The 15,492-nt window shown below is 54.4% G+C and carries 13 protein-coding genes and 1 riboswitch; of the genes, 4 read left to right on the top strand and 9 right to left on the bottom strand.

What is annotated here, in order from left to right; translation table 11 throughout:
* Positions 1 to 26: 26 nt before the first annotated feature.
* Positions 27 to 122: riboswitch (cyclic di-GMP riboswitch) on the bottom strand.
* Positions 123 to 541: 419 nt separating this feature from the next.
* Positions 542 to 1,795 (top strand): peptidase, encoded by a 1,254-nt coding sequence (locus RJP21_RS01575; protein WP_310857810.1) that lies wholly within the window; start codon positions 542 to 544, stop codon positions 1,793 to 1,795.
* A 292-nt stretch (positions 1,796 to 2,087) separates the two neighbouring features.
* Here RJP21_RS01575 and RJP21_RS01570 read toward each other — a convergent pair whose 3' ends face one another.
* Positions 2,088 to 3,752 (bottom strand): MFS transporter, encoded by a 1,665-nt coding sequence (locus tag RJP21_RS01570; protein WP_310857809.1) that lies wholly within the window; start codon positions 3,750 to 3,752, stop codon positions 2,088 to 2,090.
* A 166-nt stretch (positions 3,753 to 3,918) separates the two neighbouring features.
* Between RJP21_RS01570 and RJP21_RS01565 the strand changes: the two genes are divergently transcribed.
* Positions 3,919 to 4,488: a TetR/AcrR family transcriptional regulator gene (locus RJP21_RS01565; RefSeq protein WP_310857808.1), complete on the top strand. Its 570-nt coding sequence runs from the start codon at positions 3,919 to 3,921 to the stop codon at positions 4,486 to 4,488.
* A gap of 123 nt (positions 4,489 to 4,611) precedes the next feature.
* Here RJP21_RS01565 and RJP21_RS01560 read toward each other — a convergent pair whose 3' ends face one another.
* Positions 4,612 to 4,812, bottom strand: a complete 201-nt coding sequence (locus RJP21_RS01560; RefSeq protein WP_310857807.1) for a nuclear transport factor 2-like protein — start codon at positions 4,810 to 4,812, stop codon at positions 4,612 to 4,614.
* A gap of 227 nt (positions 4,813 to 5,039) precedes the next feature.
* On the opposite strand from RJP21_RS01560, the gene RJP21_RS01555 reads away from it, so the two are divergent.
* Positions 5,040 to 5,231, top strand: coding sequence for a WCX domain-containing protein (locus tag RJP21_RS01555; RefSeq protein WP_310857806.1), 192 nt, complete (start codon positions 5,040 to 5,042; stop codon positions 5,229 to 5,231).
* A 169-nt stretch (positions 5,232 to 5,400) separates the two neighbouring features.
* Here RJP21_RS01555 and RJP21_RS01550 read toward each other — a convergent pair whose 3' ends face one another.
* The 4 genes from RJP21_RS01550 to RJP21_RS01535 form a co-directional block, all read right to left on the bottom strand.
* The gene (locus RJP21_RS01550; RefSeq protein WP_310857805.1) at positions 5,401 to 5,796 is read right to left on the bottom strand and encodes a VOC family protein; all 396 of its coding nucleotides are present in this window, start codon (positions 5,794 to 5,796) and stop codon (positions 5,401 to 5,403) included.
* 170 nt (positions 5,797 to 5,966) lie between these two features.
* A complete protein-coding gene (locus tag RJP21_RS01545; RefSeq protein ID WP_310857804.1) occupies positions 5,967 to 7,529 on the bottom strand; it encodes an extracellular solute-binding protein in 1,563 nt (520 codons plus the stop codon).
* Between the two features lie 43 nt (positions 7,530 to 7,572).
* The gene (locus RJP21_RS01540) at positions 7,573 to 8,457 is read right to left on the bottom strand and encodes a carbohydrate ABC transporter permease (protein ID WP_310857803.1); all 885 of its coding nucleotides are present in this window, start codon (positions 8,455 to 8,457) and stop codon (positions 7,573 to 7,575) included.
* The gene (locus tag RJP21_RS01535) at positions 8,451 to 9,491 is read right to left on the bottom strand and encodes an ABC transporter permease (RefSeq protein ID WP_310857802.1); all 1,041 of its coding nucleotides are present in this window, start codon (positions 9,489 to 9,491) and stop codon (positions 8,451 to 8,453) included. The genes RJP21_RS01540 and RJP21_RS01535 overlap by 7 nt, the downstream gene beginning before the upstream one ends.
* A 202-nt stretch (positions 9,492 to 9,693) precedes the next feature.
* Here RJP21_RS01535 and RJP21_RS01530 point away from each other — a divergent pair, with 202 nt between their 5' ends.
* Entirely contained in the window at positions 9,694 to 11,964 is a 2,271-nt protein-coding gene (locus RJP21_RS01530) for a helix-turn-helix domain-containing protein (protein WP_310857801.1), read from the top strand.
* A gap of 233 nt (positions 11,965 to 12,197) precedes the next feature.
* Here the strand turns inward: RJP21_RS01530 and RJP21_RS01525 are convergent, their stop codons facing one another.
* From RJP21_RS01525 to RJP21_RS01515, 3 genes are all read right to left on the bottom strand, one after another.
* Positions 12,198 to 13,454, bottom strand: a complete 1,257-nt coding sequence (locus RJP21_RS01525) for an N-acetylglucosamine-6-phosphate deacetylase (protein ID WP_310857800.1) — start codon at positions 13,452 to 13,454, stop codon at positions 12,198 to 12,200.
* A gap of 106 nt (positions 13,455 to 13,560) precedes the next feature.
* Positions 13,561 to 14,337: a glucosamine-6-phosphate deaminase gene (locus RJP21_RS01520; protein WP_310857799.1), complete on the bottom strand. Its 777-nt coding sequence runs from the start codon at positions 14,335 to 14,337 to the stop codon at positions 13,561 to 13,563.
* A 51-nt stretch (positions 14,338 to 14,388) separates the two neighbouring features.
* Positions 14,389 to 15,273: a sugar phosphate isomerase/epimerase family protein gene (locus tag RJP21_RS01515; RefSeq protein ID WP_310857798.1), complete on the bottom strand. Its 885-nt coding sequence runs from the start codon at positions 15,271 to 15,273 to the stop codon at positions 14,389 to 14,391.
* Positions 15,274 to 15,492: the final 219 nt, after the last annotated feature.

Raw genomic sequence — 15,492 nt, 5'->3', positions numbered from 1 at the left:
CTTAAGACAGCAAAAAACCAAGCACCATGAGCAACCCGGCTGTCAGTCCATGAATAGGCTTCATGGAGTAAGACCCGTGGCTTTGCGTCCCCGACTTTCGTACGGGTTTGCCTTTGTTCAAGCACCTGGTTTAGCGCTTTCTGCGTAGTTCTTTGAATCTATTTTTAATCAAGATTATATAAATAGTTACAATAAGTTACAATATGTAATGAAATATATGGTTCTTAGAGACTTAATTTTCGTAATTATGATTTGCATAAATACGAAAATTGGGATGTCTGCTATTTCTAGTCCATTCTTTTAACAGAGAGTAAACAAACTGCAATTTGCCGTGCAGGCCTTCCTGCTAAAAAAAGAGTCGGAAGCCGGAATTTCTTGAAAACTCGCCGTTTATGCAACATTTTGCGTTAACGCCCCGTCTGGAACGATGAAAGGCATGCATCATTTTCCAATGCAAGTTTGGCAAAAGTATTTCGGAAATGAGCAGCCGACTGGTAACCAAAACGTTCGTACAAGCTCACGCATATAGGAGGAATGACAGATGAATAAAATGTACAAAGTGCTCGCGACCGCATCCATTTTGGCTCTGGCAGCCATGCCCGTGGCGGCAAACGCGCAGCAGCTCCCTGCCCAAGCGGTGCAAAAGGAAAACGCCAACAAGCAAACCGACGTTAAAAACGTTCCGGCAACTTGGGGACAAATCACGAATTTCGTGCAAGACAAATCCGATAAATTCATTACCGTGACCGGACGCGGACTCGCGCCGACCGATCAGGACGAAATCATCCTGGCCATTACGCCAAAAACGAAATTCATCGACGCCAAAGGCAAAACCGTTCCTCTGCAAAAAATCATCGACGGGCGCAAAACCGTCAAAGCTTTCTATAGCCCGAACATTACAAAAAGCCTTCCGGCCCGCGGAACCGCGCTGACGCTGGTCGTTCAGGACCAAAGCTTCTCGGCTATCGACGGTAAGGTAACCGAGGTAAGAGACGGCCGCATTTTGGTAAAAGGTACTGACCTTTACAACAAACACGACGAGGAAATTTGGCTGCATTTCGCGGATAAAGCGACGATCATCGATCAAAACCGCAAAGCCATTGCCGCCGGAGACATCAAGGAAGGCATGAGCGTGAGAGCATTTTACGGTCCGGCCGTTGCGATGAGCCTTCCGCCGCAATCCGGAACGAACTACGTGATCGTGAACACCGAAGACACCGGCAGCGGTGAAACCGGAAGTGAGGATCAAGAACTGAAAGCCGGTACGGACGGCATCATCACCAATACGGCGGACGGCAAAGTGACCGTCATCGGCAAGGCCCATGAAAAGGGCGGCGTCAACTACGTCGTTCTCTCCGTCGATGACAAAACCCAAATCGTCGACGAAGACGGGAAGGCACTGACCAAGGATGCCCTGAAGGCGGATACCCGCGTGGACGTTTACTACAGCGACATCATGCTGATGATTTATCCGGCCCAAACCCATGCCGGCAAAATCGTGGTGAAAAAAGCGGAAACGGTCAAGATTGAAGGTACCGTCAAAGCTTCGGATCGCACATCGGCCGATCAAGTCTATGTGAATGTAGGCTCCGATGATTCCATCGACAACGACGTCATTCTGAACATCTCGAAGGATACGACGATCATTCCGACACTGGGCGGCGAAACCGCGCTTCGCGCGGGCACCAAAATCATCGCCTACCATTCTCCGATCATGACCAAGTCGATTCCCGGCATCACAAACGCCGAAGTGGTGATCGTGACGTCCGACAAAGATGCGGTACAGCCTAAATAAAAAAAACGTCTATCGATGTACATCCAAGGCAGCCAGACCGCGTTTAGCTGAAGATTTACTTGCGATATAAGGATGGCGAGTCTCTAGCATATACCTTCTTATATCTAAAAACTTGCCTAAACGCGCCAAAACCCGGCCGATTCTTCTGATGAATCGGCCGGGTTTTTTATGGCCGGACTGTATATGAAAGACCGTATGCAGACATGACCACCGGACGCACGGGCGGGATGTTCGCTTACATTCGACGGGGGTTAGGTGACTTACGGCCGATGCCGGTTCGTACGGCGCTCCCTCAATCCGTCCGCTTCCTTCCGGCGAGAGCGACCGTCATCGGAATGATGAGCATTGTATAAAGTCCGAGCACCGTCATGCTGAGGATAAAGGCGCTCGTGTAGATGCGCGCATTCGCCTGCGAAACGCCGTCCGCGAACAGCCTGTCGGCACCTTCGGAAGCGAAAGCCGCAACCTTGCATGCGCCGGGAACCGACTGTGCTTTGCCGGCTGCTGCCGGGAAACAATCGCGCAGCCTGGACAGCGCCGTCTCCCCTTGCCCCCCCGACAAGGAATAGGATGCCAGATGCTGCCGCAGATCCAGCTCGGTTCGCGCCTCCGCCTGATTGGCATAATGACCGAGCGAGGTCATCCAGACGATTCCGATGAGGCCGATCCCGATGGCGGAGGCGAGCTGCATGCCCGTCGTCAAAATGCCGGAACCCGATCCGATATCCTTTTTCTCTACCTTGGACAGCACCACATTGGTCAGCGGCGCCGCGACAAAGCCTTGGCCTACGCCCAACAGCACCAGTGTCGGCAGCCAAAACCATACGTTCGGCGACCACCCGGTGGCCCAGATTGCCAGTGCAACCGCGAAATATCCGGCGGAAGTCATCACCGAACCGACCGTAAGCACATGGGCTCCGATTTTGCCCGCCAGCTTTGGCGACAACAGTGAAGCCAGGAAATATCCGATGCCCATGGGCAGGATGATCAACCCGGATTTCAGGGCGCTGAATCCATGCCCCATCTGCAGCAAATAGGCAGTTATCAGGAAAAAGGCAGCCTGGGCTGACATCAGGAGGAAGATGACGGCCAGCCCCATGCTGAATGCTTTCTGGCCAAACAGCCTCACGTTCATAAACGGCCGGCGCCCTTTGGCAAGCAGCCTGCGCTGAGTCCATATAAACGCGGCGAGGACAGGGGCGGACAAAATCAGGCTGATGACGAGCTGAGCGGGCCATCCTTCCTTCTGCCCCTGGACCAGTGGATATACAAGGAGCAGCAGTCCTACCGCAGCAATGGCCGCACCGAACCAGTCCATACGTGAGCGGTCCGCATCCCTCGATTCCGGAACAAACGGAGCCATAAACAGAATGATCAATCCGATCGGAACACTGAAGAAAAACACCAACCGCCAGTCGAGATTCCACGGGTTCCAACCGAGCAGCAAACCGCCAATCAACTGACCTGTCGAAGCGGCCAATCCCTGGGCTGCACCATACAGCCCGAAGATCATTCCCCTCTTCTCCGGCGGGTACTGCGCCTGAATGAGGGACAACACCTGCGGTGAAATCAGTGCCGCACTAAAACCTTGAAGTACGCGGATCGCCGTAAGCATCCCCACACTAGTGGAAATGCCGCATAACAGGGATGTTAACGTAAAGCCGGCAACGCCGACTAAGAGCATCTTCCGCCGTCCGTACCGGTCGCCCAGCCGCCCGCCGATAATCAAAGCCACGGCATAGGACAAGGTGTAAGCCGAGACGACGAACTGAACGCCGTAGAAATCGGCATGAAGCCCCCGCTGAATGGAAGGGGTCGCCACATTGATGATAAAAATGTTCGCTACGGCCATAAAAACCGACAGCAGCATCACCGCCAGCATTAAACGCGGCCTCTGGCGCGGCTCAGCCGCCGCCTGCGCAAGAGGCGCGGAAATAGAATTGACCGGTTGGTTCATCGCTTGTGTTTCATCCTCCTCTGGCGAATCCCGAATATTTGACAGCAGCCGGAATCACCCATTAAAATAAATGAGACAGATCTGTCTCGTTTGATAATCGTATGATACAGACAGATCTGTCTCATGTCAACAACAAACTTACCTTATTTAGGAACAGGTGATTAGAATGACCAAGAAGGAATCCGCCAAAGAACGGATATTGAAGGTGGCGTCCGATTTATTTTATAGCGAAGGCGTGCGCGCCGTAGGGATCGACCGGATCATTGAAGAATCGGGGGTCGCCAAGGCCAGCTTTTACCGCAACTTTCCGACCAAAGACCATCTGGTCGTGGCCTATTTGGAGCAGCGCTCCAAGATCAGGATGGAAGCCATTGAAGAAGTAAAGCGACAGTTCCCCGGTTCGCCCAAGGAACAGCTCTACGCCCTCCTGGAGGAATTGGTTGAACGGATGAAAAGCCCCACATTTCGCGGCTGCCCTTTTATGAACTGCATTATCGAGTTTCCGGATGAAGAACATCTAGGACATCAAGCAGCTATGACATTCCGTTCCGACCTATGGAAAAATGTGGAGGATATCGCACGGCAGGCCGGTGCACGTGATCCGGTCCAGCTCACCTACCAGCTCCAGCTGTTGAAGGATGGCGCCATCATGAGCGCCTACATGGATAAGGGGTATTTTCATACGGACTATTTTCTGAATGCCTGCAAAGCACTGATTGAGGGGCAGTTTGAGTGAGTATTCTCATTCCCGCCGGACAGCCGGATAACATGGTGCGGCAGGCAGTAAGACAGTTAAGGGCAAGACCAAGAGCACCCTTTCGCGCTTTTCTCCCGGCCTTGCCCAATTCCGCATTCCCGATTATGTTTTTGCAATAGCAAGCAAATGAGAAGTGACGCCAACATACTCCCGGAAGGAGCGGACCCGTTCCTGCTCGAAACGGAACACCATCACCAGCTCGTTCTCATACATCGTCCCGTTAAATACCCCTTCCGCTTTAAAAATGACGATCCCGGTATCTTCTTGCTCCACGCAGGTCACCGGCGTTAGTTTCGCACTCATGCTCGCCCGTTCAAGTTCGATCAGTTCCCGGAACCTCATTGAGCTTGGCGAGCTGGGCATCCCCGTATATTCCGCTCAAGGACGAGGCGGCGGTTTCCATCTGTTAAAAGAACAGCTGCTGCCCGCGATTGCCTTTACCGAAAACGAAGCGACCGCCTTGTTTTTCGCCTCCCAATCGTTGGCCTATTTCGGCTCCGTTCCGTTCGGAGAGGCGGCCGCTTCCGCACTTGACAATCGATGGCAGCGGCAAAATCGATATATCCATTCCCCGGAAGGACGTGGCGTTTTTTGCCGATATGGTCTGGATTCTCGGGCCGGACGCGGTGATCGAGGAGCCTCCCGAAGCCCGGGAGTGGATAACACGCCGGTTAGAGGCCATGCATCGGCAGTACGCCGAACTAACACCGGAATCGAGATAGGATGAAGTTCGTGCAGCCTGCGCTGAAGTAATCCAAATGAATATTCCTGATGTCGGCGTTTCAGTGCAAACCGGCCTTTTGGCCATACCAACAAAGCCAGGCCCATCAAGGACCTGGCTGTTCCTGGCTGTATTTTATCCCGGTATGAGCTTTTTGGCTTGGACAAGAACTACATCTTCGTAATCATCCACGTCACACCGAATTGATCAATGACTTCTCCATAATAAGCACCCCAAGGCTGAAGGGCAAAAGGATACTTGCTTTCTCCGCCTTCGCTTAGCTTGGCATATGCCGCTCTGGCTTCAGCTTCATCGTTATAAGTTAAAGAAAGACTGACGCTGCGGTTATACGAAACCGGTTCAAACGCATCGGACAGCATCAACGAATTCGTCCCTGCCAATGTCAGCGACAAGTGCATCACTTTATCCTTCATCGCCTCGGGCGCTCCGGGCGCATCCCCGTATGTACTGACAAACTGGATTTCCCCGCCGAGTACCTCGATATAGTAATTCGCCTGGCTTTTTGCATCCTCCGACATCAGATAAGCGTTCATTTGTGCTCCCATTATTTTCAACAACCTTTCACCCTGTTTTTTTGTCCTTACATGAATACGACGAGTGCATATCGGCGAAATCGACACGGAAGCAAAAATTTTTTCAAAAAAAGTTTTTTATAAAAAAGACACCCAGCCTTCGGCCAGGTGCCTCATGGAATCGGCGTGAATTCACGCCTTTCCTATTTATTTTCCAGCTTCGCCTGCTCGACTCTCTTCAGCGCCGCATCGTACGTATCGATCAGCTTTTGCACGCCGAGCCCGTTAATTTCCTTCACGTATTGATCCCATTCGCTTAAGTTTCTTGTGCCGAGGACGAATTTCGAGAAATTTTCCTCCCTGTACTTTTTCACGGCCTGCCCGGTAACCGAAAGCACCTCGTTTTCCTCGTCCGTAAACGCCGGTTTCGGCTGCATCGCAGGCGGATCGTATTTGACGGCTTCCTCGTAAGCTTTTTTCAAGTCCGGCGAGAATAACGACAGATGGGCGTTAAAGTCGATCCATGTGTACGTGCCGCTCGTTTGCAGCCCGGTCTGCTTGCGCATTTCAGTGACGTCGGTAAACTCGGGTTTGAATTTTTTCTGCCCGTTTTCTTCCGTATACGTCTCGCCTTCCTTGCCCCAGCTGCTTAACGTCCGGCCTTCTTCGCTGTAGAAAAAGTCCATGTATTTCATAATGTCGTCTTTATGCTTGGAGGTGGAAGCAACCGTCAATCCGCCCTCCAGGTAGTGGAAATAAGGGTTTTGCGGTTTTTGGCCCGGCAGCCCGGCCGGCGGCGCCATAAACTGCAGGCTGTATTCCGGATTGTCCTTGCGCATGGCGTTGTTGAAAAAGTCGACGCGGCTGATATAGTCGATCGTTATAAACGACTGGCCGGTAGACATGACGTCCTGCCACTGCTTCGTCTGGATCGAGAGGAAATCCGGCGGAATCAGCCCTTCCTTGTAGAAGGTATGCCACATGTCGACCATCGCCTTGTAATTGTCCTCCGTCGGGCCGAACTTCCATTTTTTCTCATCAAAATTGTAATAAACGTCCGTGCCGCTGCCGAAGTTGGTCGTCAAATTCGCCATCATTTCATCCGGGATTTGACCGAAACGCATGGAAAGCGGATAGCTCTTCGGATAAAGCTCCTTCAGCTTTTTGAGGACTTGATGCAGCTCCTCATACGTTGTGGGAACGGACAGGTTATTCTTTTTGAAAATATCTTCGCGGTACAGCCAGATCATCCTGTTCGTTTCCCCGAAGCCCTGGTTCGGGAACATATACATTTTGCCGTCGGCGGACAGCGCCGCTTTCGCTTCTTCAGGATATTGCTCCATCCATTTTTTCAGGTTCGGCATCTGGTCGACATGGTCCAAAATGTTCTCTAGGGCCCCCTGATCGCCGTATTTGTTGGAGTCGCGGCGGCTCGACATATACATCAGGTCCGGCAGGTTGCCCGAAGCCATCACCAGGTTGAGCGTATCGCTCAGCTTGCCTGACGGCGTTTCGACGTTTAACGTCACGCCCGTCTTTTCCTTGATCCACTTCCAAATCGGCCAATCCTTGCTGTACGGAAAGGTTGCGTTGTTATCCAGAAGCGCCGAGAGCGTGACCTCGCTTTTCGGCGTCGCCGCAGGTTCGGTCCCGCCTTTCGGTTCCGCGGCCGGAGTTTCTTTCCCCGTGCCTGAAGAGCAGCCTGCCGCCGCGAGCATAATTACAAGCAGTGCCGCCAAAATCGCATACGTCCGTTTTTTACCCATGTACATCCCCCTTGATTTTATGTTGAAAGCAAAATCAATGATGTCAGCCTTTCACCGCGCCGATCATGGAACCCTTAACAAAATATTTCTGGACAAAAGGATACAGGATCAAAATCGGCAGCGTCGATACCATGATCGTGGCGTATTTGAGCGAATCCTCGACCACCAGATTATCCCCGCCGATCTGCGTGACCTGCCCGGAGCTGACGCTGCCGGCAAGAACGAGATTGCGCAGCAGCACCTGAAGCGGAAACAGCTCCTGGCTCCGCAAATAAAGCAGCGGGTACAAAAAGTTATTCCAGATGCCAACGGCGTAAAACAGCGAAATGGTGGCAAACACCGGTTTGGACAGCGGCACGATGATCCGGAAAAAGATCCCGATGTCGTTCAGTCCGTCCATCCGCCCCGATTCTTCCAGCTCTTTCGGAATGCCGCTGAAAAACGTCCGCATCAGGATCAAATTCCAGGTGCTGACCGCGCCGGGCAACACCATACCCCAGATGGTGTCCACCAATCCCAGCGAACGCACGACCAGAAACGTCGGAATCATGCCGCCGCCGAAAAACATCGTAAACACGATTAAAACCGTAAAACCTTTATGGAACGTCATGTCCTTGCGCGACAGGGCGTACGCCCCCATCGAAGTTACCAGCATGGCAATCGCCGTGCCGAGCACCGTATAAAGAATCGTATTCCGGTACGACGTCCAAATTTTCGGATCGCCAAGGACCAGCTCATACATCTTAAAATTCAGGCCTTTTGGCCAGAGTGAGATTTCGCCTTTCATCACGTATACGTCTTCGCTCAGCGATACCGCAAGCATATACACAAAAGGATACAGCATCACGGCGGCAACCAGCAGCATGATGAGCGTATTGACGACCGTGAAGACGCTGATGCGGCGCCGGCCGCGCCCTAAAGTTACCATAGGCTCGTTCCTCCCAACCGCCGGCTGATGTAATTGGCCGAAAAGATAAAGACAAAGCTGATAACGCCCATAAACAGGTCAATCGCCGAGGCGTAGCTGAAATTGCCCTGCTCCATGCCGACCCGGTACACATAGGTGCTGATAATGTCGGCTGTGCTGTAGACGGCGGGATTGTACATCAGGAACACCTTTTCGAACCCGATTTCCAGCACCTTGCCGATGTCCAGGATCAAAATGATCATAATTGTCGGCGCGATCCCCGGCAGGGTTACATGCCAAAGTTTTCTCCACCTGCCCGCGCCGTCGATGCCGGCCGCCTCGTACAGCTGCGGGTCCACCGCCGTCAGCGCCGCCAGAAAAATAATCGTCTCCCAGCCGATATGCTGCCAAATTTCCGACAGGACGTAAATCGGCCGGAACAGCCCCGGCTCCATCATGAAATTGATCGGCGTCCCGCCAAGCGCGGTAATGGCATGATTGACGATGCCTCCCGTCGGCGACAGGAACATGATGACCATGCTGGCTACGATGACGTTGGAAATAAAATGCGGCAAATAGCTGAACGTCTGCACCCATCGTTTGAATATGGCGCTTCTGATCTCGTTCATCAGCAGCGCGAGAATGATCGGCGCCGGAAAACCGAAAATCAGTTTGTAAAGGCCCAGCAAAAACGTGTTCTTCATCAAAACCCAAAAGTCCGGGTTGCTGAAAAACATGCGGTAATACTTCAAGCCGACCCAATCGCTCGCCCAGATGCCCTTAAAAACATTATAGTTTTTGAACGTGATGACCAGCCCGAACATCGGAGCGTATTTGAATATTAAGTAATAGATCAGGCAGGGCAAAAACAGCAGCCATAAATATTTGCTCCGCCGGAATGCCCTCGCGATTCGCCCCCTTTCCGGGTGGGCGCGGGAACGTCCTTTTAACGCTGCACCGGCTCCCGGCAAATTCGTTTCCGCTGTTTTCATGTCCCTTCCGCACCCCCTTTTCGCCAAGTCGTTTTTCTTTTTGCCTTCCTGTACCGACAGCATAACGGATGACCCCCGGGAAAATAAATCGGCAAGTTTGCGGCGCCATCCCCTTTTTTTCGGGTGAGTGGAAAGGTTGTAGAGAATCCTGAAAAGGTGAATATTGTGTGAACGCGAAAATAAACCTTATGATAAAGTCACTGTAGGCCGATAAGTTCATTCACCCTTCGAGCCGAGCCTACACTTGCATGGAGGTGTCGACCTGATGTCGTTTGTTCTGATGAAAAGAAGGTTTGGCTTTTCCACCTTGTTCACCAAACTGCTGTCCGGTTTTCTTGCGGTCATTCTGCTGCTCACCGCCTTTAATCTCGTTTCCTTTTTTTATTTGAAAGGGCAAATCCACAAAGAGATCGTGAAGTATAATGAACTGGCCATGAACCATGCGGCGCTCGGCTACGAAAACCAGTTTCGTTTGACCCGGGAGATGGTGCTGGGCCTAAGCCAAAATCCGCAATGGATGACGTACGTGAACCAGCTGCGCCAGGTCAAGCGCAATCAGGCATACGGCTACGTGAACGACGTGATCGGGGAAATGAAGCGGCTGTACGCGAATCCCTTTTTGGGGATGGACAATTTGATCATTTATTTTCAGAAGGACGTCTATGTCGTCGAAAAGGACGGGACGAGCAGCGCAAAAGCGATGTTCGGCACGTATTACGCCAGCCCGGCGTATCCGCCGGCTTTTTGGGATGGACAGTTCGGCCAGCGTTACGCGTTCCGGGTATTTCCCGCGGCGCCGTTTACGGAAAACACAGCCGGATCGGTTCGCTCCAAAGGCAAACTCATGCCCGTCGTCGTTAAAATGATGCCTTACAAGGATATGTATTTGATCGCCATGCTGGACGCGGAACGGCTTGCCCAAAATCTGCAATCCACCATGAGCGGCAGCTTTTATATTTTGGATTCGGAAGGGCGCCCGCTTTATTCGCCTGAAACCGGACCCGACGCAGGCACGCTGCCTGCGCTCCATTCGTTCGACGGACAACGGTCATTCGTGCAGACGAAAGACGCTTATTACTTTTATCAGAAGGGAGCGGACACGGGATTTATGTACGTCAGCCGCGTGCCCGTTCAAAGCATCTCCGCCCAGCTGCTGAACCTGAATCTCGTGCTGCTTTCGCTGCTCGCCATTGTCGGCGTGCTGATCATTCTCACTTATGCGTTCAGCCGCAAGGTGCATCGCCCGATCCGCATCATGGCGGATACCCTTCGCGCCGACGAACCGGAACCGGTGCAGGGACCGGTCAGGGAAATCGAGCTGATCAGCAGGAGAGTCCAGCATTTGCGCTCCACCCATCAGCGGATTTCCAGCGACTTGGCCCGAAAAAATTCGCTGCTCCGCCATTACGCCTATACCAACCGCCTGAAAAACATCCACATGAACCTTAGCGAACTGAAAGAACTGGCGGATGTCAGCATGCCGTATGTCATGGTCGCTTATCAGATCATTTTTAAGGAAGCCAGCGCTGAATATCCTTTGGTGCAGGAAAAAGGGGCCTATTACATGCGGGAATACGTCGACCAGATTTGGCGGCAGGTGTATCCGGACTCCGTCACGCTCCAAACCGAACCCTGCCAGATTTTGTCCATCGTCTTCCTTCCCGATGAAAACGCGGAAACCTCGGCGCAGCTTCGGCATCTGCAGCAGGTGTTCGACCGGGATCGGAGCTCCTACCTCGTCACGATGGCGGAAAGCCCGGTGCAGCCTGCGGGGGCTTCTTTTACGGACGCGCTCGCCTGCGTGACCGGCATGCTGAAACAGCGGAAGCTGCTGGATCAGACCCAGTGGATTCGGCCGGGTCACGCCGCACCCGTCAAGGAAACCCGCTGCTTCAAAGCGACGTGGGAGCAGGAGCTCCACAACCGGCTGCTGAGCGGCAGCGAGGACAGCATGCGGGAGTGGATCGCGAAAAGCCTGGGCATGCTCGAGAAAAAACAGGCGGCGGCCATCGAATACCGGCGATTCGCCAAAGACGTGGCCGATGAGCTCGACAAGCTGCTGCGCAGCTTGAACCTGCATGCGGAATTTGAGGCGGCGGCGGTTCCGGCGCTGGAATCGGCGCTTCATTTCTACAGCCCGGGACAATATGAAGCCTGGTTCGGCAGCCTGCTCAGCCCGGCGCTGGAATTGATCCGGCGCAAAACGGAAAACCACGACCCGATTACGTCCTTCGTCATGACCTATATCAATGAGCATCTGGACGAGGACATCAACCTGGATATGATGGCTGACAAGCTGAACATTACTTCCGGCTACCTGTCCACTTATTTCAAGGAAAAAACCGGGCTCAATTTCAGCGATTATTTGAACGATCAACGCATCCGCGCGGCCAAGGACATGCTGCAAAACCTCGATTTGCGCATCCAGGACGTCGCGGCCCGGGTCGGCTACCACAACGTCAATTCGTTTATCCGCATGTTCAAACGGCATGCCGGCATGACGCCGGGGGAATTCCGGAAGAAATATGCTTCTTAATGGGATTTGCGTCCGGGTCCGGCAACCGGCCGGATTAAACCATGAACATGATTGTGTGCAATCATCCGGGAAGACGGGCGGCAGTTTGAGCCGCTGCTTCTTATGGCTAGGAATGTACTATCGCGAAGCGTATATAAATAAAATAGCGGCCAAGAACAAGCGTCTTGGCCGCTATTTTGCGTTCGGTTCCTCGTACTGGATTGAAAATAGTTACGGTCTCCCGTCGGTACGGCCTATGGGCCGTTTCCATAACACTCCGCCTCGCATGCGCGGCTAAACATCCGCTTCCCTCGCTTATATGTCTCTTGAATCCGGATTTGTCCTGCTTCCAGCGTAAACACGGCCAGATCCGCCGGAGCTCCCGGCTGAAGCCCGGCGTCTGCCTCAAGCTTCATCAGCTTGGAAGGCGCGGTCGAGGCCATGTCCCAAGCCTCCCCGAGGCTGCAAATTCCGCAGGACCGCATATGCGCGATGCCGGCGGTCAGCGGCAGCGCCGATCCGGCCAGCAGCGCCGGTTGGCCGGCAAGATGCAGCCGCCCCTGTTCGGTTAGCGTGACATGACCGCCGACGGGGGTATCGTAGTTCCCGGGCGGCATGCCGCCAAGGCTGACGGCGTCGCTGACGAGAATCAGCCGGTCTCCTTTTACCTTCCGGGCGACCTTCAAGAAGGCGGCCGGAAGGTGGAAGCCGTCGGCGATGACGCTGGCCCACAGCCGTTCATCCGCCAGCTGATCCCAAATGTAGTTGGGATGGCGCGGCAGTACCGGATGGGCGCCGTTGCCGAGGTGCGTGGACAAGCCGGCCCCTGCCGCGGCGGCACGCCCGATTTGATCGGCGGAGGCGGCGGTATGCCCGATCGCCGCCACGATGCCCAGCTCCGCGCAACGGGCGATAAAAGCTTCGGCTTCCGGCCATTCCGGCGACAGCGTGACGATCCGGATGCGCCCGCCCGCCGCCTGCTGCCACGCTTCGAGCCGCTTCAGGTCGGGCGCTTTGACGAAGGCCCGGTTATGGGCGCCGCGCGGTCCGTCTTCGGGCGAGATAAACGGGCCTTCCAGGTGAATGCCCGCAATGCTGTGCATTCCGCCCGGGCCGCCCTCCTGCTCAAGGCGGGAGCAGGCCCGATGAATAACGGCAAGCGCCCGTTCCATCGACTCGTCGGTGCCCGTAATGACCGTCGGATAAAACGAGGTGACGCCTTCCGCCCACAGCCTGTCGATCAACGCTTCAACCGTCTCCTCCGCCAGGTCGGGCCCGTTCATGTCCAATCCGCCGTAGCCGTTGATCTGCAGATCGACAAGCCCCGGAGCGAGCCATGGAAGCGCCTCGGCTTCCGGCAGGTTGGCGGCGTTTGACTCGCGATCCGCCGCGTCAATGCTTCTGCATTCCGCGATAACCCCTTCCTGAACGCGAACGACTATCGGTTCCCCTGTACGGTAATGCCTTCCCATCAGTTCGAAACCGGCCGCCTCCCTGTTTGATCTGTCCATCCATGCACCGTCTCCTTGCTTCATGAATCTTGAGGAAATGATAGAATAAGTCCTCGTTTTAGTGACACCGTTTTCTTTCCGTCTATCGCATGAAAAATGTGGACCTCTATTCGTCCGGAGTGGAATCCCGATCGAGGTACATTCGGCAATCGGCATGCGTTCTCAGGATCGAAGCCGGACAAGCCGTCGTGATCGGCCCTTTCAGCGTGCCTTGTACCGCTCGGCGTTTGGCGGCTCCGGGCACGATGCAAAACAGCTGGCCGGCCGACATGAGCGCCGGAACGGTTAACGTCATCGCGTACTCCGGCACGTCTTCAAATTTGGCGAAACATCCGTCGTGTACCTGCTGCTCCTTGCACAGATCGTCCAGTTTGACCGGTTTCACAAGCTCGGGATCGTTAAAATCGGCGACCGGCGGGTCGTTGAAAGCAATATGGCCGTTTTCGCCGATGCCGAGGCAGACGATATCCAGCGGGGCTTCCCGCAGCAGCGCAGCGTATCTGGCGCATTCCCGCGCAGGCTCGGCGGTGCCGTCCAGCAGATGAACCTTTCCCGGACAAACCCGGTTAAAGAGCCTTGTCGTTAAGAAATGGCTGAACCGTTGGGGCGCATCCGGGGAGAGTCCGATATACTCATCCATATGGAAGGCCGTTACCCGCGCCCAGTCGATGCCTTCCGCCGCTGCGAGCGCCTCGAGAAATTCGTTCTGGGAAGGCGCGGCCGCGAAGACGATCCTCACGGTTCCCCGCGTATTCAGCTTTTGGCGGATCGCCTCGGCCGCTTCCGCGGCGGCAGCTTTGCCCATATCGTCCCGGCCGGCGTACTGCCGCACGCGCAAACGGTCCGCCGTCCATGCTCTTTCAGCCAACGGAGTGGTACTCATCGTGCATTCCTCCTCTCTTTATCGTCGCTTTCCGTAGCAGGCAGCCCGGCATTAAATTACGCTCTGCCCTTGCTGCCGCAGCAAGCCGAGGAAACTTTCCAAACATTCCGCCGTCGCTTCTTCTCCGCCGGCGGAAAAAGCATACCCCGAAGGACGCTTCAGCTGCTCTTCGCTCAGCTCGGAAGCGAGCCTGTAATGCGTTTCGACGACCAGCCAGCCGTCGTATTCGTCTTCCGCCAGTCTGGCAAGCAGCCGATCGTATCCGACCTCGCCTCTGCCGATGGCTACGGCTTCGGTTTTGCCGTTCTCCCGTACGGCATCCTTTAGATGGATGTGACAAATATGGCCCTGCAGCGCTTCGTACCCGTCCGGATAAGGCGTTTCGCCATCCGGGTCCCACAAATCGTTGCCCGGATCGTACAACGCCCGAATCCACGGGGACGACACCTCACGTACAAGGGCCCCCACCTTGGCTCCGTTCGTAGCGTACACGGAAGGATCGGCTTCCAAGGCAAACTGAACCCCGAATTCCTCCAACACCGGGATGGTCAACTGGAGCTCCTGCACGATGCCCGGAAACGCCGTGCCAAAATCGTCCCGGTTCGCCCAGAAGCTGAATCCCCGGAGAATCCCCGTGTCGAACTTCCGCGCCAGCTCCGCGTATCGGCGGAGCATGCGGTGATGCGCTGCGACCTCCTCCTTGTTATGCAAATTGCATTTAAATACCGGCGTGGACAAGCCGCACACGCTCAGGCCCGCATCGCGGATCATGGCGGCGATCTCCTCCAGTCTTCGGTCGCCGATCCGGTGCAGCTGCTTGCCGTCGACCGAGCGCAGCTCCAATCCGTCCAAACCGTACCGCTTCGCAACGCGAATCGCATCCTCGATTGTCTGCGAAATCTCATCCGTAATCACTCCGAGCTTAAATCCCGCCATACTGAGTAGCCTCCTTTCTTTTGGGTCAGCCTGCACTCCACAGAACATCCGCTTTTTTCAAGATATTAGAACGTATAGATTCGAAGCGATTGCTTCCTTATATCTCAAGAAAAATTTCCACCAAACGCGGTCTGTCTTCCGTGAAAGTATGTCGATAGATGTATTTCTTATAACGAACGTACATTGATAGGTAGGCAGAGCAAGTCATTGCCGTCCGCA

The sequence above is a fragment of the Paenibacillus sp. VCA1 genome (assembly GCF_031583795.1).
Taxonomy (GTDB): Bacteria; Bacillota; Bacilli; order Paenibacillales; family Paenibacillaceae; genus Paenibacillus_AQ; species Paenibacillus_AQ albilobatus.
The sequence above is the reverse complement of the archived record's forward strand: the minus strand, read 5'-3'. Positions and strand labels throughout refer to the sequence as shown.